The organism is Streptomyces sp. SP18BB07 (genome assembly GCF_036322545.1).
In the GTDB taxonomy this organism is placed as follows: Bacteria; Actinomycetota; Actinomycetes; order Streptomycetales; family Streptomycetaceae; genus Streptomyces; species Streptomyces deccanensis.
In genome coordinates this window covers 281,795-301,362 of record NZ_JAQYWT010000360.1, presented here as the reverse complement: position 1 = coordinate 301,362, position 19,568 = coordinate 281,795, and the positions used below count along the sequence as shown (strand labels likewise).

Sequence of the window (19,568 nt, the reverse complement as noted above, 5' to 3'; positions counted from 1 at the left end):
ACGGTAGACATGGGAGGCGGTTCGATGCGAAGGTCCGGAAGACCTCAACTCACCATCGCTCGCAGGGGAGTTGCCGCACTGGCCGTTGCTTTCGCGATGCTGGCGGCCGGATGCGCAGGCGGGGACGGGGACGGGGAAGCAGCAGGGGCGAAGTCCTCGGCGCCGTCCGCGAGCGAGCGGGCGGCCGCCGCCCGGAAGCAGTTGAGCACCAACTCCCTCGTCCCGCTGAAGGGTGCGGCGCCCACGCCCGAGTTGCCCGTCACGGTCGACTCGTCGGACGGCCGGAAGGTCACCGTCGAGGACGCCTCACGGATCCTTCCGCTCAACGGGGGCATCGCGGAGATCGTGTTCACCCTCGGTCTCGGTGACAAGGTCGTCGGCCGGGACATCACGGCGACCTTCGAGGAGGCCCAGGACCTTCCCCAGGTGACCAAGGCGCACGACGTGAGCGCGGAGAGCGTGCTCTCGCTGGAGCCGACCGTGGTGCTCGCCGACACCGACACCGGGCCCAGCGAGGCCGTGGACCAGATCCGTGACGCCGGGGTCCCCGTGGTCGTCCTCGATCCGGCCGACGAACTCTCCGACGTGAGCACGCGGACGACCCGGGTGGCGGAGGCGCTGGGGGTTCCGGCCGCGGGCAAGGCCCTCAACGAGCGCTTCGCGAAGGAGTTGAAGGCGGCGCGGGCTGCCGTGCCCGAGGGGAGTCGGCCGAAGGTCGCGTTCCTGTACATGCGGGGGTCGGCCGCGGTCTACCTCATCGGCGGGAAGGGGTCGGGAGCGGACTCCCTCATCGACGCGGCCGGGGCGGAGGACGCGGGGGTGGCGGCCGGGTTGGACAAACCGTTCACCCCCATCACCAGCGAGGCGCTCGTCAAGGCGCAGCCCGAGGTGATCCTGATGATGAGCAAGGGACTTGATTCGGTCGGCGGTGTGGACGGGCTGGTGGACATCCCCGGCATCAGGGAGACGCCGGCCGGGATGGATCGCCGGGTGGTGGATCTTGAGGACGGGGTACTGCTGAGCTTCGGGCCGCGTACGCCTTTGGTGATCGACATCTTGGTGGATCGGTTGCACCAGGGGTGAGGGGATTCGAGGGCCGGTTTTCGGGTGCGGGTGCGTGGGGCTTCTCGCGCAGTTCCCCGCGCCCCTAGAAGCATCAGGCCCCTGCGGGCCTGCAAAGCATGGGGCGCAGCCCCTGGTTTTCAGGGGCGCGGGGAACTGCGCGAGCAACCCCCACGCACCCGCACCCGACAACGCACCCCCCGGCCCCCGATCTCACGTATCGAAGTCCACCGTCAGCGTCTCCGTGACCGGATACGACTGGCAGGTCAGGACGTACCCCGCCGCGACCTCCGCCGGCTCCAGCGCGAAGTTGCGGCGCATCTCGGCCCGGCCGTCCGTGACCAGTGCGCGGCACGTGCCGCAGACGCCGCCCTTGCAGGCGAAGGGCAGGTCGGGGCGGGTGCGTTGGGCGCCGTCGAGGACGCTGCGCTCGCGGGAGAGCGCGGCGGTCGTGGTGCGGCCGTCGAGGACGACCGTGACCTCGCTGACGGGCCCCTCGGCGGCGACCTCCTCGTGCCGCGCCTCCCGGACCGGTTCGTCGTCGGCGTAGAACAGCTCCTGGTGGACGCGGTCGGCGGGTACGCCGAGTCCGTCCAGGACGCGCTGGGCGTCGCGGACCATGCCGTGCGGGCCGCACAACCACCAGTGGTCCGCCGTCCCGACGTCGACCAGGGAGTCGATCAGTGCCGAGAGCCGGTCGGCGTCGAGTCGGCCGGAGAGCACCTCGGCCTCGCGGGGTTCGCGGGAAAGGACGTGGGCGAGGTGGAAGCGGGCCGGGTACAGGTCCTTCAGGTCGGCCAGTTCGTCGGCGAACATCACCGTGCCCGTGCGACGGTTGCCGTAGAAGAGGGTCACGGTGGAGCGGGGGTCGGCGGCGAGCACGGACTCGGCGATGGAGACCATGGGGGTGATGCCGGAGCCGGCCGCGATCAGCACATGGTGGCCGGGGGCGGTGAGGTCCGGGGTGAAGAAGCCGGTGGGAGCCATGACCTCCACGGTGTCGCCGGGCCGTACGTCGTTGACCAGCCATGAGGAGAAGAGTCCGCCCGGCACGACTCGTACACCGATGCGCGGGAGCGTCCCGGCCGGGGAACAGATCGAGTACGACCGCCGCTCGTCGCGCCCGTCGATCTCGCGCCGCAAGGTCAGCGACTGCCCCGGCGAGAACGCGAACTCCTCCGCCAGCTCCGCCGGAACCTCGAACCCGACGGCGACGGCGTCCTCACAGAGCGGCTGCACGTCGGCGACCCGCAGGACGTGGAATCCCGGCCGTCGCCGCGCATGTGCGCGCCCCGCCCCGCCCCGGAGAACGGCCGAGTCCGAAACCCCTCTCGTCGGGCTTTCGCTGAGGCCTTCCATCAGATCTCCTTGACGTGCTCGAACGGCTCGCGGCAGGTGTGGCAGCGCCACAGGGACTTGCAGGACGTGGCGGCGAAGCGGGACGTCTCCTCGGTGTCGGCGGAGCCGCAGCGGGGGCAGGCGACGGACCGCCGGGTGGGCGCCAGCACGAGGGGGACGGGGCCCCGGGGGGCCGCGCCGGGCGGGGCGATGCCGTGCTCCGTCAGCTTGCGGCGGCCGACGTCGGTGATCCAGTCGGTGGTCCACGGTGGGTTCAACACCGTGCGGATCTCGACGCGTTCGTAGCCGGCGGCGCGCAGCCGCGCCGCCACGTCGGCGCGCATCTCGGCCATGGCCGGACAGCCGGAGTACGTCGGGGTCAGGCTCGCGACGACCGTGCCGTCGGCCGTCAGCCGCACCTCCCGCAGGACACCCAGGTCGGCCAGGGTCAGCATCGGCAGCTCGGGGTCCGGGACCTGTTCGGCGATGTGCCGGGCGCGCCGCGCGGCGTCGGTCAGGGTGGTCACCATGTCGCCTCCGGGTGGGCGCGGGCCACGCTCTGCAACTCGGCGAGCAGCGGCGCCAGATGCTCCGTGTGGTCGCCGGTGCGGCCCGCGCCCGCCAGCGGCCGGTAGACCGGCATGGGCAGCCCGGCCGCCTCGGTGACCTGGCAGAGCACGGCGGCGACCTCGTCCCGTACGTCGCAGGCGGTGAACAACTCGCCGAAGTACGGGGCCACGTGCTCCATCGCCCTGCGGATCCGCCGATGCGACTCCGCCGTGCCGTCGCCCAGCCGGACGGCCCATTCGGCGGCGTACTGCCGGTGGTACGTCAGCTCCTTGACGCCCTTCGCCGCGATCGCCGCGAGGACCGGGTCCGGGTGGCTGACCAGCCGCTCGAAGTGCGCGAGGCGCCAGCTGGACAGGACGAGCAGCCGGACGATGGAGAACGCGAAGTCTCCGCACGGGAGTTCGGCGAGACGTACGTTGCGGAAGTCGGCGGCGTCCCGGAAGTAGGCGTACGCGTCCTCGCCGCGCCCGGTGCCGTCGACCTGCCCGGCCCGGGAGTACAGCAGACGGGCCTGGCCGAGGAGGTCGAGGCCGATGTTGGCGAGGGCGACCTCCTCCTCCAGCTCGGGCGCGCGGGTGGTCCACTCGGCGAGCCGCTGGGCGCTGACCAGGGCGTCGTCGGCCAACGCCACGCAGTCGGCGGCCAGTTCGGCGGCGTCCACGCCCTCGGGCACCGTGGTGTCCACACCGTGCAGGGGGTCTTCGAAGCCGGTGCCGTACGCCCAGCGGGAGTCGTCCTCGTGTCCCTCGGCGAGGGTCAGGTAGACGTGGTCGTCACTCATACCCTGCTCCTCAGATGTGCGGGACGTCGTCGGGGATGTCGTAGAACGTGGGGTGGCGGTACACCTTGTCGGCGCTGGGCTCGAAGAAGGGGTCCTTCTCGTCGCGGGTGGAGGCGGCGATGTGCTCGGAGCGCACGACCCAGAGGGAGACGCCCTCGTTGCGGCGGGTGTAGAGGTCACGGGCGTGGGTGAGGGCCATCTGGTCGTCGGCGGCGTGCAGCGAGCCCACGTGGACGTGGTTCAGGCCGCGCTTGCCGCGCACGAAGACCTCGTACAGCGGCCAGTCGCCCTTGTTCGTGCCGGTCATGCCGCCGTCCCCTTCCGGGCTCGCTCGTCGCTCCTGGCCGCGTGGGCGGTGGCCGCCTCACGCACCCAGGCGCCCTCCTCGTGGGCGGTGCGCCGCCGCTCCATCCGCCGGTCGTTGCACGGTCCGTCGCCGGAGATCACGCGCTTCAGCTCGTCCCAGTCGGGGGTGCCGAAGTCATGACGGCCGCGCTCCTCGTTCCACCGCAGCTCCGGGTCGGGGAGAGTGACGCCGAGCTTCTCGGCCTGCGGGACGGTCATGTCGACGAAGCGCTGCCGCAGTTCGTCGTTGCTGTGGCGCTTGATCTTCCAGGCCATCGACTGCGCGGAGTTGGGCGAGGCGTCGTCGGGCGGGCCGAACATCATCAGCGAGGGCCACCACCAGCGGTTCACCGCGTCCTGGACCATCTCGCGCTGTGCGTCGGTGCCGCGCATCATCGTCAGCAGCAGCTCGTAGCCCTGCCGTTGGTGGAAGGACTCCTCCTTGCAGATCCGCACCATCGCGCGCGCGTACGGCCCGTACGAACTCCGGCACAGCGGGACCTGGTTGCAGATCGCCGCGCCGTCCACGAACCAGCCGATGACACCGACGTCGGCGAAGCTCGCCGTCGGGTAGTTGAAGATCGACGAGTACTTCTGGCGGCCCTCGATGAGCCGCCGGGTCAGGTCCGCGCGGTCGGCGCCGAGGGTCTCGGCGGCCGAGTACAGGTAGAGCCCGTGGCCCGCCTCGTCCTGGACCTTGGCGAAGAGGATCGCCTTGCGGCGCAGCGACGGGGCACGCGTGATCCACTCGCCCTCCGGCTGCATGCCGATGATCTCCGAGTGCGCGTGCTGCGCGATCTGCCGGACGAGCGTCCTGCGGTAACCGTCGGGCATCCAGTCGCGGGGCTCGATCCGCTGGTCCCGGGCGATCGTCGCGTCGAAGTGCTGCCGGAGGGCGTCCTCGGCGTCCGGCGTCCCTTCGGTGCCCTGGAAGGGCTCCCCGGCGGAGTCTGTCGTCGTCATCGCTACCAGCTTCCCAACCGACCATTCGTTCGGTACCAGTGTGACGCGATTCGAGCGGCCGGGCAAGACCCGCACACCTCTTCACGCCCCCCGGCGACTCCTTGACAGGCGCGGTCACGGCTGGATTACATGACCGTGACGCACAGAAACCGAATGGTCGGTCGGTTCGCCGGACGGTGAGCACGAAGGAGTCGCGATGAGCACCCTGGGCGAGCCCCTCCCCCGCGACCTCCTGGACACCGGTGAACGCCTCACCCCGGAAGACCTGCGCGGCCTTCAACTGCGCCGGTTGCGGGCCACGTTGCGGCACGCGTACGACAACGTGGAGCTGTACCGGAAGAAGTTCGACGCGGCCGGGGTCGGCCCCGACGACTGCCGCTCGCTCGACGACCTCGCCCGGTTCCCCTTCACCACGAAGGCCGATCTGCGCGACACCTACCCCTTCGGCATGTTCGCCGTGCCCATGGCCGACGTACGACGCGTCCACGCCTCCAGCGGCACCACCGGGCGCCCCACGGTGGTCGGCTACACGGAGAACGACCTGTCGATGTGGGCGGACGTGGTCGCCCGCTCGATCCGGGCCGCCGGCGGCCGTCCGGGACACAAGGTCCACATCTCCTACGGGTACGGCCTGTTCACCGGCGGCCTCGGCGCGCACTACGGGGCCGAGCGCGCCGGATGCACGGTGATCCCGGCCTCCGGCGGTATGACCGCCCGCCAGGTGCGGCTCATCCAGGACTTCCGTCCCGAGATCATCATGGTGACGCCCTCCTACATGCTCACGCTCCTCGACGAGTTCGAGAAGCAGGGCGTCGACCCGCGCACCACCTCCCTGGAGGTCGGCATCTTCGGGGCCGAGCCGTGGACGGAGGAGATGCGCCGGGAGATCGAGGAACGGGCGGGTCTGCACGCGGTCGACATATACGGCCTGTCGGAGGTGATCGGCCCGGGTGTCGCCCAGGAGTGCCTCGAGACCAAGGACGGTCTGCACATCTGGGAGGACCACTTCTACCCGGAGGTCGTCGATCCGCTCACGGGCGCCGTCCTGCCCGAGGGGGAGGAGGGCGAGATCGTCTTCACCTCCCTCACCAAGGAGGCCCTGCCGATCATCCGCTACCGCACCCGCGACCTGACCCGTCTGCTCCCCGGCACCGCCCGTCCCGCCTTCCGCCGGATGCGCAAGGTCACCGGGCGCTGCGACGACATGATCATCCTGCGCGGGGTGAACGTCTTCCCCAGCCAGATCGAGGAGATCGTGCTGCGCACCCCCGCCGTGGCCCCGCACTTCCAGATCCAGCTGACCCGCCGGGGCCGCATGGACCACATGACGGTCCGGGTGGAGGCCCGCCCCGAGGCGAGCCCCGACCAGCGGGAGGCGGCGGCCTCGACGATCACCCAGGCGGTCAAGGACGGCATCGGCATCACCGTCGAGACCACGATCGTCGCTCCGGAGACCCTGGAACGCTCGGTCGGCAAACTGAAGCGGGTGCACGACCTCCGCGACGCCGAGGTCTGACACCCCCGCCCCGTCAGGGGCGCGGGGAACCGCGCGATCAGCCCCCGCCGCGCCCTTCGGCTCCCTGGCCGTCGCCAGTACGCCCCGCGCGTCGTGGTGGGCGATGGGCCAGTCCGACCCGAGCGCGACGACCGCGCCCGTGTCCCGCGGATCCCGCAGCCGCCAGGCCCGCACGGCCCGCTCCTCCCCCAGCCGCACCGACCACTCGTCAGCCGGCCCTCGACGGTTTCCTCGCGCACGCGCGGCGCCGGCTGGAGACGCACGCACAGGTGTCGCGGGACGCGTTCGGAGCCCGACGGCATACGGAAAAACTCCCGTGCGTCGATTCGTACACCTCTGCGATCATCCGGGAATGGCGCAGAGTCTCGAATCGCTGGTCGTCCGGCACACGCATCGTCTGCCCGTCCCGAAGGGTTCCGCCGGTGACGGCGCGGCCGCCGCACGGCAGTTCGACGCCGCGCTGATGGAGGTGGGCTTCAAGCTCTCGGCGGAGCTGCTGGAGCGGCTGTCCGCGCTGTCCCGGGCCGCCGTCCTGCACACCGCCCGGCGGACCCTGCGCACGGTGGCCGAGATGGTCGGCGACCACGTCCGGCACAACTCCTACTTCATCGACTTCCCCGCGAACGTCCCGAGCACCGAGGAGTTCTGGACGCGGTGCGTGGCGCGGGCCCTCGGCGACGAGAAGGCGCGCGAGGGCGTGCTCACCCAGCTGGCGAACGGGGTGCTGGACCTGCTCAGCCTCCCCACGTACGGCCGGTACCAGCACACCTACGAGGAACTGCTCGCGGCACACGACGAGCTGATCGCCTCGGCGGGCGACCGGATCACCGTGCTGCACCTCGGCCGGGATTTGGACGACGAACTGACCGCCCTGTACCTGGCCCTGGCGGGCAGCACGACCCCGCTGGGCGAGGAGCACCTGGCGGACCTCAAGGTGCTCGCCGAGCGGTGCGCGCTCGGCCCCCGGCCGGAGCGGATCCCGGTGCGGGAGAACCGGGCGGTCGTCAACGAGGCCCGGCTCGGCGCGGGCGCGGATCTCCTCCTCGACACCGTCACCGATGTGCTGCGGCTGGCCGCGGCGCTGTCGGGCGGCGACGTGACGCTGCAGGAGCCGACCCGGTTCAGGTCCCTGTCGCGTCCGGTGCGCCGGGCGCTGCTCGCGGGCCTCGACGCCGTGGTCGCGGCGAACCCGGCGAAGCTGGCCGATGTGCACGCGCACCGGGAGGCCTTCAAGCGGCTCGGTGAGCGCCTCCACCCGCACGAGTACCCGCGCTGGCCCCACGCCGCCGACGTGTTCGCGGTCGCGCGGGGCGAGAAGGAGGCGCGGTCCTTCGACAGCCGGGTGGAGAAGCTGCTCGACGAGTTCGACGTCGCCGGTGCGGCGCAGCTGCTGAAGTCCGCTCCCGGCAAGCTGTTCCGCGCCCTGGACCTGCTGCTGCGCATCGCCGCCGACCAGGCGGAGCGGGACGCGGTCCTGGCCGCCGCGGTGGAGGTCGCCCCCGAGGTCTCCGGCCGGGTCGTGCTGGCGGTCCGCGAGCACCTCCACAACCGGGAGCGGGAGACCGGCGCGCCCCGTGTCTTCGTCAACCGCCGGGGCCGCGCCTGGGTCGCCCCCGACGACCGGCCGCCCGTTCCCGCTGCCGACCGTCGTCGTCTGATCGCCGCCCTCGACGCCGAGCTGCGGGGCCGGCTTCCGGTGCCGGGGCGGCTGCTGGTCGACCCCGACGTCCTGGACGTGGCGCTGCCGCTCAGCGGCCGGGCGACGGCGGCCGGGCTCGGCGTGCTGCCGCGCGGTTCGGTCTCGGAGGTCGACGGCGGGCGGCTGCGCTTCTTCGTGTACTGGAAGGAGACCGAGCACCGCACCGACTACGACCTGTCGGCGCTGCTCCTGCACAGCGACTACAGCACCGACTCCTGGCTCTCCTACACGTCCCTCACGGCCGTCGGGGGCCGGCACTCGGGCGATGTCACCGAGGCGCCCGACGGGGCCTCGGAGTTCATCGATCTGACCCTGGACCGGGTACGCAGCACGTTCATCGTGCCGCAGGTCAACATCTACGCGGGCGAGGGCTTCGAGGAGGTCGAGGAGTCGTTCTTCGGGTTCATGGTGCGCGACGGCGAGCAGAAGGGCCGTCCGTTCGAGCCGCGTACGGTGCGGATGAAGTCGGAGCTGCGCGGGGTGGGCCGGGTGGCGCTGCCGCTGGCGTTCCGGCGCGGCGAGGACGGCCGGTGGCGCGCGAAGTGGCTGCATCTGTATCTGAAGGGCGTCTCGTCGGGCAACCGGGTCGAGGAGAACCAGGCGTCGGTGTCCAGGCTGGTGCGTGCCGTGGTGGAGCGCGAACAGCTGACGGTGGGGTACCTGATCGATCTGATGAGCCGTGAGGCCACGGTCATGGACCTGTGGGACGGCACGTCGATGCCGGACGGGCCCGTGACGTACATCGGTCTCGAACGGCCCGAGGGGCTGCACCCGGACTCCCGTGTCATCACCCTCGAAAATCTGCGCGACCTGATCCCGGGCTGAGTGCTAGCGTGGCCCACGGCGAGGCCATGAAGGGGCTTCCTTCTCATTCACTCCAAATGAAACCGAGTTCCTTCGCTCTCCTCGCCACCGACATCGCTCCGGGCGGCGCCCGCGCTCATCGCGCGAGCGCCGCCCGAGCCGTTCGCAGGGCCTGCTCCGCGTAGCCCCGCCCGAACAGCACCGTGTGCACCAGCAGCGGGAACAGCTGATGGAGGCCCACGCGGTCCTGCCAGTCGTCGGCGAGCGGTGCCGCCCGCTGGTAGCCCTCCAGGACGTGGCCCAGGTGGGGGCAGCCGAAGAGCGCCAGCATCGCCAGGTCGGTCTCGCGGTGGCCGCCGTGCGCGGCCGGGTCGATGAGCCGGGCGCGGCCGTCCGCGCCCCACAGCACGTTGCCGTTCCAGAGGTCGCCGTGCAGCCGCGCGGGCGGCTCGGCGGGACCGGCCAGTTCCGGCAGCCGTGCGCAGACCTCCTCGATCGAGGCGGCCTCGGCGGGGCGGATCGTGCCGCCGTCGACCGCGCGGCGGAGATACGGGAGCACGCGGTGCTCGGCGTACCAGGCGGGCCAGTCGCCGCCGGGGACGTTCCGCATCGGGGCGCGTCCGATGTACGCCTCCCTGGGGCCGCCGGGCGGCGGGGCGCCGAAGGCGGGTGCGCCGGCGCCGTGCAGGGCGGCCAGCTCGGCGCCGAGGCGGGCCGCCGCCCCGGCACTCGGTGCCCCTTGGTCCACCAGGTCGATCACCAGGCGGTTCCCGTCGTGGCCGTGGACCGCCGGAACGCGGACCGTGTCCGCCTCGGCGAGCCAGCGCAGTCCGGCCGCCTCGGCGCGGGCCGCGCCGGGACCGTCGCCCAGCTTGACGAGCACCTTCCGGCCGTCGTCGAGGGTGACCTCGGTCAACGTGCCGGACAGCCGGCGTTCACCGGTCGCCCGGCGTCCGGTGAGCCGGGCCGCCAGGGCACTCGGTGCCGTGCGCTCTCCCACGTCGACCACCTCCCGTTTTCATGTCCTCAGGCGCTCCGCAGGATCCCGCAGAGGCGGGGTGAGACACCGGTGAAATCTCCTACCCATGTCTTGACATGCAAACGGGACGCTCCGTAGCTTGGCCGATTATTTAGATTCGTGAAGCTCGTTCACGAATATGAACGGCCGGGCGGACGACCCGGAGGAACAACGGAGTGTGCCCATGGGCGTTCGCCGACCCCGAAGTGGGCTCGGGCGTCGTCCTCGCGGGCGCGGTCATCGCGCTCGTGCCCAGCCTCGTCGCCTATCTGCTCCTCCAGCGCTCGCTGGTCGCCGGCATCGCCGCCGGCGCCACCAAGGGCTGATCCGACCCCCACGTTTGAGGGAGACATGAAGTTCCAAGGAGTGCTGTTCTTTCCGGTCACACCGTTCGCTGCGGACGGTTCGGTGGACGAGGAACGGCTCGCACAGCACATCGAGGCCGGGGTCGCGGCCGGGGCCGGGGGCGTGTTCGTCGCCTGCGGCACCGGTGAGTTCCACGCGCTGACGCCCGAGGAGATCGAGCGGGCCACGCGGGTCGCGGTGGCGACGACGGCCGGGCGGGTCCCGGTGCTGGCCGCCGCCGGAGGCCCGTCCCCGGTCGCCCGCGACCAGGCCGCCCGGGTCGAACGCGCCGGCGCCGACGGCATCCTGCTGCTGCCGCCCTATCTGGTGAGCGCCCCGCAGCAGGGCCTGGTCCGGTACGTACGGGAGGTCACGGAGGCCACCGCCCTGCCGGTCGTCTTCTACCAGCGCGGCACCGCCCGGCTCACCCCGGACACCGCCGCCGAGATCGCCGCGCTGCCCGGGGTCGTCGGCCTCAAGGACGGCATCGGGGACATCGAACGGATGCACCGCGTCGTCCGCGCGGTACGGGCCGTGCCCGGCACGGAGGACTTCCAGTTCTTCAACGGGCTGCCCACCGCCGAGATGACCGCGCCCGCCTACCGGGGCATCGGCGTCGGGCTGTACTCCTCCGCCGTGTTCGCCTTCGCCCCGGAGATCGCCCTCGCCTTCCACCGGGCCCTCGCCGAGGACGACGAGACGCTGGTCGCCTCGCTCCTCGACGAGTTCTACGGCCCGCTCGTGGAGCTGCGCGACGAGGTGCCCGGTTACGCCGTGGCGCTGATCAAGGCCGGGGTGACCCTGCGCGGGCTGGACGTCGGCGGCGTACGGGCGCCGTTGGTCGATCCGACGCCGGAGCACGTGGCCCGGCTGGCGAAACTGATCGACCACGGGCTGGGGGTGGTGGGCGCGTGACCTCCACCAGGATCAGGGAGCTGATCGTCACCCCGATCGCCTTCCGTGACCCGCCGCTGCTGAACTCCAACGGCGTGCACGAGCCTCTCGCGCTCCGGACGATCCTCCAACTCGTCCTGGAGGACGGCACGGTGGGTCTCGGTGAGTCGACGGGCGGCACCGCCCGACTGGAGCGGCTCGACATCGCCGCGAAGGCGGTCGTCGGCCTGGACGTCTTCGACACGACCGCTGTCACGGCCGCGATCGACACCGCGCTGCGGCCCACCGTGCCCAGCTCCCACGAGCGCGGCTGGACCACCTCGGCGGTCGAGGTCGCCTGCCTCGACGCGCAGGGCAGGCTGCTCGGCCGCCCGGTCAGCGACCTGCTCGGCGGCCGGGTCCGCGACACCGTGCCCTTCGCCGCGTACCTCTTCTACAAGTGGGCCGAACACCCCGCCCTCGACGGCCGCCCGGCGGTCGGCGACGACTGGGGCGAGGCCCTCGACCCGGCCGGTGTCGTCGCACAGGCCCGGCTGATGCAACAGCGGTACGGCTTCCGGTCGTTCAAGCTGAAGGGAGGGGTCTTCCCGCCGGACGAGGAGATCGCCGCCGTCGAGGCGCTCGCGGAGGCCTTCCCCGGACAGCCACTGCGTCTGGACCCCAACACGGCCTGGACGGTGGAGACCTCGCAGTACGTCGCCCGCCGGCTGGACGGCGTGCTGGAGTACCTGGAGGACCCGACCGCCGGCATCCCCGGCATGGCGGAGGTGGCCGAGGAGTCGCCGATGCCGCTCGCGACCAATATGTGCGTGGTGGCCTGGGAGCATCTGAGGCCGGCCGTCGAGCGGAACGCCGTGCAGGTCCTGCTCACCGACCACCACTACTGGGGCGGGCTGCGCCGCACCCGTGAACTGGCCGCCGTCTGCGAGGCGTTCGGGCTCGCGCTGTCCATGCACTCCAACTCGCACCTCGGCATCAGCCTGGCCGCGATGACCCATGTCGCGGCCGCCATCCCCAACCTCGACCACTCCTGCGACACGCACTACCCGTGGAACTCGGCGGACGACGTGATCGTGCCGGGCGTGCTGGAGATCCGGGACGGGGAGGTCGCGGTGCCGACGGGGCCCGGGCTGGGCGTGGAGCTGGACCACGACGCCCTCGACCGGCTGCACCGGCTGTACGTCGACTCGGGGATGCGCTCCCGCGACGACACCGGGTACATGCGGCGGATCCAGCCGGGGTACGAGCTGCGACTCCCTCGCTGGTGAAGGGGCCACTGTAGGGGGTGGGCGGTGAGCCGCCGACGATGAGGGGCCGCCTGCGGGCGGCCCCTCAATCGTGTCGGCGAGGTCGTGCGCCCAGCGCGCCACCCGTGTCGTGCGCCCTGCGCGCCGGTCGGGGAGGTGGGCGACCGGCGTGGGAGGTGGGCGACCGGCGCGGAAGCACGGGCCCGCCGGTGCTGTGCCTCGGTCGGCGGTTTCCGCACCCCCGGGACGCGAAGCCGCCCCTTTCACGCGGTGCCCGACCGGCCGCCCCGCCTGTTTCGCTTGACCTGCGGCACGTGCCGCCCATCCGCACGTGCCGCCTCTCGCCGCCCCGCCGGCGTCCATCGCCTCGGAATCCGCCCACGACCACGTCGTACGCGCGCCACCCGAGTTCCGCGTCCCGTTGCCCCGCGTCCCGCGTCCCGCTGTCTCGTGTCCCGTGTCTCGTGTCCCGGCAGCTTTCTTCCGGCATCCGCCCCTGTCCGGGCGCGTCCCCGTACGTCCCTGTACGTCCACGCACATCCGCTCACCTCTCGGGAGGGAATGTGACCGCCCCCGTTAGCTCCTCCGAAAGCACGCCGGAGCCCGCCGACGAGCAGCATTTCACCAGTCTCAGCACCCGGGCCGCGCGACAGCTCGCGACGACCACCAAGTCCGAACCGCAGATGCAGGCCATCACCTCGCGATGGCTGCTGAGGACGCTGCCGTGGGTCGACATCAAGGGCGGCACCTACCGGGTCAACCGCCGTCTGCAGCTGCGGATCGGCCGGGGCCGGGTGCAGTTCGACCAGAACGGCGCCGACGACGTCAAGGTCATCCCGGAGACCCTGACCGAGCTCCCGGCGCTGCGCGGCTACACCGACATCCCGGCCCTCAGGGAGATCTCCGCCCGGTTCCGGGTGCGGGAGGTGCGCGCCGGCCAGGTGCTGGTGGACGCCGGGCAGCCGGTGACCGAGGCCTATCTCGTGGTGCACGGCAGGTTCACCCGGTACACCACCGGCAAGTACGGCGAGGAGGAGGTCCTCGGCGTCATCAGCGACGGCGACGGGCTGGGCGACGAGGCCATCGGACACGCCGACCCGCTGTGGCTCAGCTCGGTACGGGCCGAGACGGCCGGGGTGGTGCTGGCGCTCAACTGGGACACGCTGATGGCGTTCGTGGAGCGCACGCCCTCCCTCGCGGCCCAGTTCGAGGCCTTCGCCGAGCGGCAGCGCAAGCCCATGAACCGCAAGGGCGAGGCCGACGTCCCCCTGGAGGCCGGTCATGTGGGCGAGTTGACGCTGCCGGGCGGCTTCGTCGACTACGACCTCGCGCCCCGCGAGTACGAACTCTCCCTCACCCAGACGGTGTTGCGGGTCCACACCCGGGTCGCGGACCTCTACAACCACCCGATGGACCAGACGGAGCAGCAACTCCGCCTGACCATCGAGGAGATCCGCGAACGCCAGGAGTGGGAACTGGTCAACAACCGCGAGTTCGGGTTGCTGCACAACATCGACTACGGCCAGCGCATCAGTACGTTCTCCGGGCCGCCGACCCCGGACGACATGGACGAACTGCTGTCGATGCGCCGCAAGACGCGCCTCTACCTGGCCCATCCGAAGGCGATCGCGGCGTTCTTCCGGCAGTGCAACAGGCGTGGCCTGGTGCCCGGCACGGTGAACGTCGAAGGACACGAGATGCCGGCGTGGCGCGGGGTGCCGCTCCTCCCGTGCAGCAAGATCCCGATCACCCCGCAGCACACCACGAGCATCATCGCGCTGCGCACGGGTGAGAAGGACCAGGGGGTCGTCGGGCTGCACCAGACGGGTATCCCCGAGGAGTACGAGCCCTCGCTGAACGTGCGCTTCATGGGCGTCGACACCACCGCGATCATGAGCTATCTGGTCACGGCCTACTACTCGATGGCCGTCCTGGTGCCCGACGCGGCCGGGATCCTGGAGAACGTGCAGGTGGGGTGGATGCCGGAATGAACGAGCCGTCACCGGCCGGAGCACCCTCCCTCGACAGGGCCCCGGAGCCGCTGGAGCCACCGGGTTCCGCCCCTGCCCGGCCACCCGAGACCCCGGGTTCCGCGCGTACGCGGCTGCCGGGGCCGCCGAGTCCCGCTCGGGCGCGGCGGGCTCGGCGGGCGGGCGCGATTCCCGGGCTGCTGTACCGGCCCGCCGTGCCCGCGGATCCGGCGCGGGCGGCGGAGGTGGACCGGCGGCTGGAGGCGTGGGCGGAGCGCCTCGATCTGTTCCCCCGGGAGTGGCGGGGGCAGTTCGCCCGCTTCGGCCTGGGCCGGGCCATCGTGCTGGCGCATCCGGGCGGGGCCGGCCTCGACCATCTCGCCGCCGCCGGGAAGCTGCTGCTGGCCGAGCATCTGGTCGACAACGTCTACTGCGAGGTCGACGAGGGCAAGGGCGGTTCGCCGCGCGGCCTCGGGGGCCGGCTGCTGATGGCCCAGTCGGCGCTCGACCCGCTGCACTCCACGCCGGAGGCGGAGGAGCGATGGGGGCGGGGAGTACGGGCCGACGGTCCGCTGCGGTCCTACCACTTCGCGCTGCGCGACTACGCCGCCCTCGCCACGCCCAGCCAGACGGACCGGCTCGTGCACGACCTCGCCCGGTTGCACCTGGGCTACCTCGGCGAGGCGGCCTGGGCCGAGACGGATCACATGCCGCAGGTCTGGGAGTACCTGGTGATGCGGCAGTTCAACAACTTCCGGCCCTGTCTGTCGGTGGTCGACGCCGTGGACGGCTGGGAGCTGCCGGAGGCCCTCTACGCCCGGCCCGAGGTGCAGCGGATCACCGCGCTGGCCGGGAACGCGGCCACGATCGTCAACGACCTGTACTCCTTCACGAAGGAGCTGTCGAGCGATCCTGGCCATCTCAATCTGCCCGTCGTCATCGCCGCGAACGAGCGGCGCGGGCTGAAGGCGGCCTATCTGGAGGCCGTCGAGATCCACAACCGGATCATGGAGGCGTTCGAGGAGGAGTCCGCGGCGCTGTCCGCGACCTCGCCGCCGGTGGGGCGCTACGCCGCCGGGCTCGCGGCCTGGGTGGCGGGCAACCACGAATGGCACGCCACGAACACCGACCGCTACAGCCTGCCCGACTACTGGTAGGGGCTGCGCGCCCCGTTCGCGCAGTTCCCCGCGCCCCTGATGAAATGGCCGCAGGCCTTTCAGGGGCGCGGGGAACTGCGCGAGATGGCGGAGACCCTGCAGGGCGACGAGCGGGCCCGACTGCTGGAGCGGACGCGGGAGGAACTGGTCGACGCCACGCTGGAGGCGTCCCTGAGCGCGGACCTGGAGGCCCGGATGCACGAGGAACTGGCCGACGTCCTCGATCTGTTGGGCCGTTCGGACGAGGCGATCCTCGCGCTGCGCTCGATCGGTGACACGGCGAGCCGGTCCGGGGCCGGCCGGCACCACGAGTGGATCGCCCATCTGATCGCCGGGCGGGAGGAGCCGTGGGAGGTGGAGCAGGAGCTGATCGAGGCGCAGGACGCCTGCGCGGCGCGGCTGGAGGAGTTCCACGGCACGGACGAGGAGCCTCCGCTGCGCGCCGCGCTGGTCACGCTGACCGCGCGGCTGGCGATGTTCTACGCGGAGCAGGGCATCCGGCTGGACGAGGCGCGGCTGCTGGCGGAGGGTGCCCTGAAGAGTGCGCGACAGGTGCTGGAGCCCGGCCGGATGGCGCTGTGCGAGGACGCCTGCGGTTGGGTCGCCTACCGGCAGGGGCGTCTGGAGGAGGCTGTCGACCTTCTCCAGGACGCCGTCGAGCACTCCGGCGGGCACGCCCGCCAGTGGGCCCACCTCGCCCTGGCTCTCGAAGCGCGCGACGATCCCGAGTGCGCCGACCGCGCCCGCGACATCTGGCAGCAGATCGCCGAACAGTTCCTCCACAGCGACACGGCGGACCAGGCCCGCCGCCATCTCACGATCGCGTCGCCGTGAAGGGGGGACGGACACCCGGGCAGGCGTCGGCGTCAGGCGGGGGTCACGGGCCCATGCTCACGGTTCCGAGGTCTCGGATTCGAGGGCCGTGCGGGTGGGCTCGCCGTAGACGCCCGACTCGTCCTCCAGGAGGACTCGGGTCAGCTGGTAGCCGCGGACCGCACTCTCGACCTCACGGTCGAAGTCGCCGTCGGCGTCGCCGTTGTAGAGGCCGAGCTGGCCCAGACGGAGCTGGAGTTCGGTGACCTCCGCGCCCTGGTCGCCGAGGCCGAGGACGGGCGGCGGCCCGTCGGAGACGGTCGGCGCGGGCGCGGTCGGCACGGTGGCATCGCTCCCGGCGGGGTCCCTGGTCGGGGTGGCCGACGCGGTGGGGGTGGCCCGGGTCGCGGTCGGCGTCGCCTCGGGCGAGGTGGCCGCGCTGCCGGACGGGGACGCCGTGGACGCCGTGGGGGACGCGGTCGCCGAGCGCGAGGCCTCCTGGGCGGCCGCCGCCTCCGGAAGGCCCGCCCTGATGTCGTCGGGGCCCGAGCCGTCCCGCGACGGGGCCTCGTACGAGAAGAGGCCGCCGATGATCCCGCCCGTCACCAGGACAGCGGCCACGAGGGCCCCCGCCCCCGCGGCCAGCGCCACCCTGCGCCGCCGCCGACCGCCCCCGTCACGCCCGTCCGGACGTCGAGCGTCACCCGCGAGGTGCGCGTCGTCGCCCGCGTCCGGTTCCTCGGCCACGGCCTGTTCCGGGCCCGCAGCGCCGTCCTCGTCCCCGACCGCGTCTCGCCCCTCCTCCACCGGCGGTGTGCCGTGCGGCTCGCTGTCGTCGCCGACCTGTACGAACGGGCGTATGCGCACCGGGTCGAAGTCCTCCGCGGCCTCGGCCTGTGCCGCGCGAACGTCCCGGTGAGCGTCGGAGGCGAGGCGGCCGCAGGAGCAGGCCGGGGTGCCGTCCGTCGCCCGGGGCGTTCCGCATCGCGGGCAGACGGGGGCTGTCGGTTCACTCACGCGTGGTCTCTCTTCGAACGGGTTTCAGAATTTAAACAGATCTTCTCCACGGAATCCCCCACACTTGCTTGAAGCCTGAACCAGCGCGCGAGGCTGACTCAAGTCCCCCCGCAGAACGGCGCGTTCACGCTCATCAGCTCTTCATGCGTCGGGGGTGGTGCCCGACCCGCTCCTCGGTGTGTCATGCCTCTGACATCAACCCGGTGTGCCCGGAGTGGAAGGAACCCCGTGAGCCAGATCCGTCCCCGACCCCGTTCCCGCCCGCGTGTCCGCGCCCGCGCCCTGTGCACGGTCGCCGCGCTCGCCCTGGGCGTGCCCGTCGCCTTCTCGGGCCCCGCCGCCGCCGCGGTCCCCACGTACGCGGTGTACCTGCAGAACTCCGTCACCGGCCTCAACGCGGCGGACACCGGCGGTACGGTCGCCGCGCACAACCCCAAGGGCAATGAGGACCACCAGCAGTGGACACCGGTCGCGGTCACCGGTGGCCACCAACTGCGCAGCGCCGACCAGTCGGGGGTCTGCCTCGGACGCAGCGGCACCTCCGCGGTGACCGCGTCCTGCGGCACGGACGGCACCACGTGGACGGTCACCGAGGCCGCGAACAGCACGTACACCATCGGTGTGCCGGGAACCTCGCAGGTCCTGACGGGGACGTCCGCCGACTCCTCCCTCGTGCAGCTCGGTTCGAGCGGCTCCTACGCCCGCTGGTATCTCACCCCGGTCTCGTACGCGACGTCGGCCATGCCCCCCGCCGACACCCGCACCCTCGACCAGGTCTCGTTCCTCACCTCGCACAACGCGTACGCGAACGGCGTCGACGGCAACTTCGCCTCGTTCCCCGTCAGTCTCTTCCCGAACCAGGCGCGGGGTGTGAGCCAGCAACTCACCGACGGGGTAAGGGGGTTCATGCTGGACGCCTACACCGTCTCGGGACAGGCGATGCTCTGCCACAACAGCTGTGACGGGGTGAGCAGCCCGGTCCCGCTCGCCACCGACCTCCAGCGCATGGTCACCTTCCTCAAGGCCAACCCGGGTCAGTTCGTGACCGTCTTCCTGGAGGACTACACCTCCTCCGACGTGCTCAAGTCGTCGCTGGCTTCCGTGAGCGGCCTGTCCGACGTGCTGTACCGGCCGGACCAGGAGGGTGTGGCGACGAGCGGCTGGCCGAGGATGGCGGACCTCGCGGCCCGGGGCAAGCAGCTGCTGATCTTCAGCGACCGCACGCGCGCGAGCGACACCTCCGCCGGCTACGTCACCCGTGACACGTTCGGGGTGATGTACCAGCGTGAGTGGACCGTCGAGAACTACTGGTCCATGGGCGGCGGGCTCGGCGGCTCCGACTGGTCCTGCCACAGCCGCTGGGGCACGGCCAGACCGCTCACCACGGACTCCGCCGCCTTCCACCCGCTGTTCGTGATGAACCACTTCCGTGACTACACCGTCAGCGGCACGGCGGAGACGGACAACGCCAAGCTGGGCAACCGGGCGCAGAACTTCTGCACCCCGGCCGCGCGCAAGAAGCCCAACTACCTCGCCGTGGACCGCTACGAGCTGGGTTCGCCGTCACCGCTCACGACGGTCGGGAACCTCAACACGTACGTCCTCACGGCCGGCCAGTAGCCGCCGCCCCGCGAGACGACCCGGCAGACGACCCGGCAGACGGCCCGGCAGACGGCCCGCCGAACGACCCTCCGGCGGGCGTCGCCGTGCCCACCGCGCGCCCACCCTGCGGGGCGCCGAGCGCATGTCCCGCAGGACGGGCAGATGGCTCCGGGTGAGCTTCGCCCGCTCGCCGCCGCCCGCGATCAGGGCGTTGACCGACGCCATCGGATCGGCACCGGCCGACCGCGCCACCAACGCCCCCACCACCAGCGGCAGCAACACCACCGCGAGGGCCGAACCGGTGGCGGTGGCCGTGGCGGTGACCTGGCGGAGGGGGCGCGGGCGCGGGGTGTGCGTGTCCATGACGACAGTGCATCACCGGGACGGGGCGCCGGGCACCCGACCACATACTCAGTCGCCCCGTCCG

The 19,568-nt window shown here is 72.0% G+C and carries 18 protein-coding genes and 1 pseudogene; 10 read left to right on the top strand and 9 right to left on the bottom strand.

All coding sequences use genetic code 11. The features are described 5' to 3' along the window. Window positions 1–9: 9 nt before the first annotated feature. A complete protein-coding gene (locus PUR53_RS39665) occupies window positions 10–1,083 on the top strand; it encodes a heme/hemin ABC transporter substrate-binding protein (RefSeq protein WP_443078348.1) in 1,074 nt (357 codons plus the stop codon). Window positions 1,084–1,275: 192 nt separating this feature from the next. Here the strand turns inward: PUR53_RS39665 and paaE are convergent, their stop codons facing one another. Genes paaE through paaA form a run of 5 tightly spaced genes read right to left on the bottom strand, consistent with a single transcriptional unit; the run spans window position 1,276 to window position 5,059 of the window. Continuing rightward, window positions 1,276–2,421 carry a 1,2-phenylacetyl-CoA epoxidase subunit PaaE gene (gene paaE, locus PUR53_RS39660; RefSeq protein WP_329902158.1) on the bottom strand — a complete coding sequence of 382 codons (1,146 nt, stop codon included), beginning with the start codon at window positions 2,419–2,421 and terminating at the stop codon, window positions 1,276–1,278. Then, the gene (paaD, locus tag PUR53_RS39655; RefSeq protein WP_329902159.1) at window positions 2,421–2,930 is read right to left on the bottom strand and encodes a 1,2-phenylacetyl-CoA epoxidase subunit PaaD; all 510 of its coding nucleotides are present in this window, start codon (window positions 2,928–2,930) and stop codon (window positions 2,421–2,423) included. Before paaD ends, paaE begins: the two co-directional genes overlap by 1 nt. Continuing rightward, entirely contained in the window at window positions 2,924–3,751 is an 828-nt protein-coding gene (gene paaC / locus PUR53_RS39650) for a 1,2-phenylacetyl-CoA epoxidase subunit PaaC (RefSeq protein WP_329911601.1), read from the bottom strand. Before paaC ends, paaD begins: the two co-directional genes overlap by 7 nt. Before the next feature lie 10 nt (window positions 3,752–3,761). After that, window positions 3,762–4,058: a 1,2-phenylacetyl-CoA epoxidase subunit PaaB gene (paaB, locus tag PUR53_RS39645; RefSeq protein WP_086785833.1), complete on the bottom strand. Its 297-nt coding sequence runs from the start codon at window positions 4,056–4,058 to the stop codon at window positions 3,762–3,764. Then, window positions 4,055–5,059, bottom strand: a complete 1,005-nt coding sequence (gene paaA / locus PUR53_RS39640; protein WP_329911599.1) for a 1,2-phenylacetyl-CoA epoxidase subunit PaaA — start codon at window positions 5,057–5,059, stop codon at window positions 4,055–4,057. Before paaA ends, paaB begins: the two co-directional genes overlap by 4 nt. A gap of 196 nt (window positions 5,060–5,255) precedes the next feature. Here paaA and paaK point away from each other — a divergent pair, with 196 nt between their 5' ends. Further along, window positions 5,256–6,575, top strand: a complete 1,320-nt coding sequence (gene paaK / locus PUR53_RS39635) for a phenylacetate--CoA ligase PaaK (RefSeq protein ID WP_329911598.1) — start codon at window positions 5,256–5,258, stop codon at window positions 6,573–6,575. 45 nt (window positions 6,576–6,620) lie between these two features. On the opposite strand, the pseudogene PUR53_RS39630 reads toward paaK, so the two are convergent. After that, a pseudogene (locus PUR53_RS39630) lies at window positions 6,621–6,788 on the bottom strand (amidohydrolase); the annotation flags it as partial. A 139-nt stretch (window positions 6,789–6,927) separates the two neighbouring features. Here PUR53_RS39630 and PUR53_RS39625 point away from each other — a divergent pair. After that, on the top strand, window positions 6,928–9,099 hold the full coding sequence (locus tag PUR53_RS39625; RefSeq protein WP_329911597.1) for a TerD family protein: 2,172 nt from the start codon (window positions 6,928–6,930) through the stop codon (window positions 9,097–9,099). 115 nt (window positions 9,100–9,214) lie between these two features. On the opposite strand, the gene PUR53_RS39620 is transcribed toward PUR53_RS39625, so the two are convergent. Then, window positions 9,215–10,078 carry a fructosamine kinase family protein gene (locus tag PUR53_RS39620; protein ID WP_329911596.1) on the bottom strand — a complete coding sequence of 288 codons (864 nt, stop codon included), beginning with the start codon at window positions 10,076–10,078 and terminating at the stop codon, window positions 9,215–9,217. Window positions 10,079–10,272: 194 nt separating this feature from the next. Between PUR53_RS39620 and PUR53_RS39615 the strand changes: the two genes are divergently transcribed. The 6 genes from PUR53_RS39615 to PUR53_RS39590 all read left to right on the top strand — a co-directional run bounded on the left by PUR53_RS39615 (window position 10,273) and on the right by PUR53_RS39590 (window position 16,543). Continuing rightward, entirely contained in the window at window positions 10,273–10,422 is a 150-nt protein-coding gene (locus PUR53_RS39615) for a hypothetical protein (protein WP_329902165.1), read from the top strand. 25 nt (window positions 10,423–10,447) lie between these two features. Further along, on the top strand, window positions 10,448–11,356 hold the full coding sequence (locus tag PUR53_RS39610) for a 5-dehydro-4-deoxyglucarate dehydratase (protein ID WP_329902166.1): 909 nt from the start codon (window positions 10,448–10,450) through the stop codon (window positions 11,354–11,356). Next, window positions 11,353–12,603, top strand: a complete 1,251-nt coding sequence (locus PUR53_RS39605) for a glucarate dehydratase family protein (RefSeq protein WP_329902167.1) — start codon at window positions 11,353–11,355, stop codon at window positions 12,601–12,603. The genes PUR53_RS39610 and PUR53_RS39605 overlap by 4 nt, the downstream gene beginning before the upstream one ends. 542 nt (window positions 12,604–13,145) lie before the next feature. Continuing rightward, window positions 13,146–14,573: a family 2B encapsulin nanocompartment shell protein gene (locus tag PUR53_RS39600; RefSeq protein WP_329902168.1), complete on the top strand. Its 1,428-nt coding sequence runs from the start codon at window positions 13,146–13,148 to the stop codon at window positions 14,571–14,573. Continuing rightward, window positions 14,570–15,709, top strand: a complete 1,140-nt coding sequence (locus tag PUR53_RS39595; protein ID WP_329911594.1) for a family 2 encapsulin nanocompartment cargo protein terpene cyclase — start codon at window positions 14,570–14,572, stop codon at window positions 15,707–15,709. The genes PUR53_RS39600 and PUR53_RS39595 overlap by 4 nt, the downstream gene beginning before the upstream one ends. A gap of 84 nt (window positions 15,710–15,793) precedes the next feature. Continuing rightward, window positions 15,794–16,543, top strand: a complete 750-nt coding sequence (locus PUR53_RS39590) for a hypothetical protein (RefSeq protein ID WP_329902170.1) — start codon at window positions 15,794–15,796, stop codon at window positions 16,541–16,543. A 57-nt stretch (window positions 16,544–16,600) separates the two neighbouring features. On the opposite strand, the gene PUR53_RS39585 is transcribed toward PUR53_RS39590, so the two are convergent. Then, a complete protein-coding gene (locus tag PUR53_RS39585) occupies window positions 16,601–17,539 on the bottom strand; it encodes a peptidoglycan-binding protein (RefSeq protein ID WP_329902171.1) in 939 nt (312 codons plus the stop codon). A 228-nt stretch (window positions 17,540–17,767) separates the two neighbouring features. Here PUR53_RS39585 and PUR53_RS39580 point away from each other — a divergent pair, with 228 nt between their 5' ends. Continuing rightward, window positions 17,768–19,159 carry a phospholipase gene (locus PUR53_RS39580; protein WP_329902172.1) on the top strand — a complete coding sequence of 464 codons (1,392 nt, stop codon included), beginning with the start codon at window positions 17,768–17,770 and terminating at the stop codon, window positions 19,157–19,159. Here PUR53_RS39580 and PUR53_RS39575 read toward each other — a convergent pair. Continuing rightward, the gene (locus PUR53_RS39575) at window positions 19,103–19,504 is read right to left on the bottom strand and encodes a hypothetical protein (protein ID WP_329911593.1); all 402 of its coding nucleotides are present in this window, start codon (window positions 19,502–19,504) and stop codon (window positions 19,103–19,105) included. The two genes, PUR53_RS39580 and PUR53_RS39575, sit on opposite strands and share 57 nt — an antisense overlap. Between the last annotated feature and the right edge of the window lie 64 nt (window positions 19,505–19,568).

What these genes read in the sequence shown, in the direction of transcription:
- paaB (WP_086785833.1), bottom strand. Translation starts at nt 4,058, where the DNA reads ATGACCGGCACGAACAAGGGCGACTGGCCGCTGTACGAGGTCTTCGTG.
- paaD (WP_329902159.1), bottom strand. Translation starts at nt 2,930, where the DNA reads ATGGTGACCACCCTGACCGACGCCGCGCGGCGCGCCCGGCACATCGCC.
- PUR53_RS39595 (WP_329911594.1), top strand. Translation starts at nt 14,570, where the DNA reads ATGAACGAGCCGTCACCGGCCGGAGCACCCTCCCTCGACAGGGCCCCG.
- paaE (WP_329902158.1), bottom strand. Translation starts at nt 2,421, where the DNA reads ATGGAAGGCCTCAGCGAAAGCCCGACGAGAGGGGTTTCGGACTCGGCC.
- PUR53_RS39625 (WP_329911597.1), top strand. Translation starts at nt 6,928, where the DNA reads ATGGCGCAGAGTCTCGAATCGCTGGTCGTCCGGCACACGCATCGTCTG.
- paaA (WP_329911599.1), bottom strand. Translation starts at nt 5,059, where the DNA reads ATGACGACGACAGACTCCGCCGGGGAGCCCTTCCAGGGCACCGAAGGG.
- PUR53_RS39610 (WP_329902166.1), top strand. Translation starts at nt 10,448, where the DNA reads ATGAAGTTCCAAGGAGTGCTGTTCTTTCCGGTCACACCGTTCGCTGCG.
- paaK (WP_329911598.1), top strand. Translation starts at nt 5,256, where the DNA reads ATGAGCACCCTGGGCGAGCCCCTCCCCCGCGACCTCCTGGACACCGGT.
- paaC (WP_329911601.1), bottom strand. Translation starts at nt 3,751, where the DNA reads ATGAGTGACGACCACGTCTACCTGACCCTCGCCGAGGGACACGAGGAC.
- PUR53_RS39665 (WP_443078348.1), top strand. Translation starts at nt 10, where the DNA reads ATGGGAGGCGGTTCGATGCGAAGGTCCGGAAGACCTCAACTCACCATC.
- PUR53_RS39590 (WP_329902170.1), top strand. Translation starts at nt 15,794, where the DNA reads ATGGCGGAGACCCTGCAGGGCGACGAGCGGGCCCGACTGCTGGAGCGG.
- PUR53_RS39575 (WP_329911593.1), bottom strand. Translation starts at nt 19,504, where the DNA reads ATGGACACGCACACCCCGCGCCCGCGCCCCCTCCGCCAGGTCACCGCC.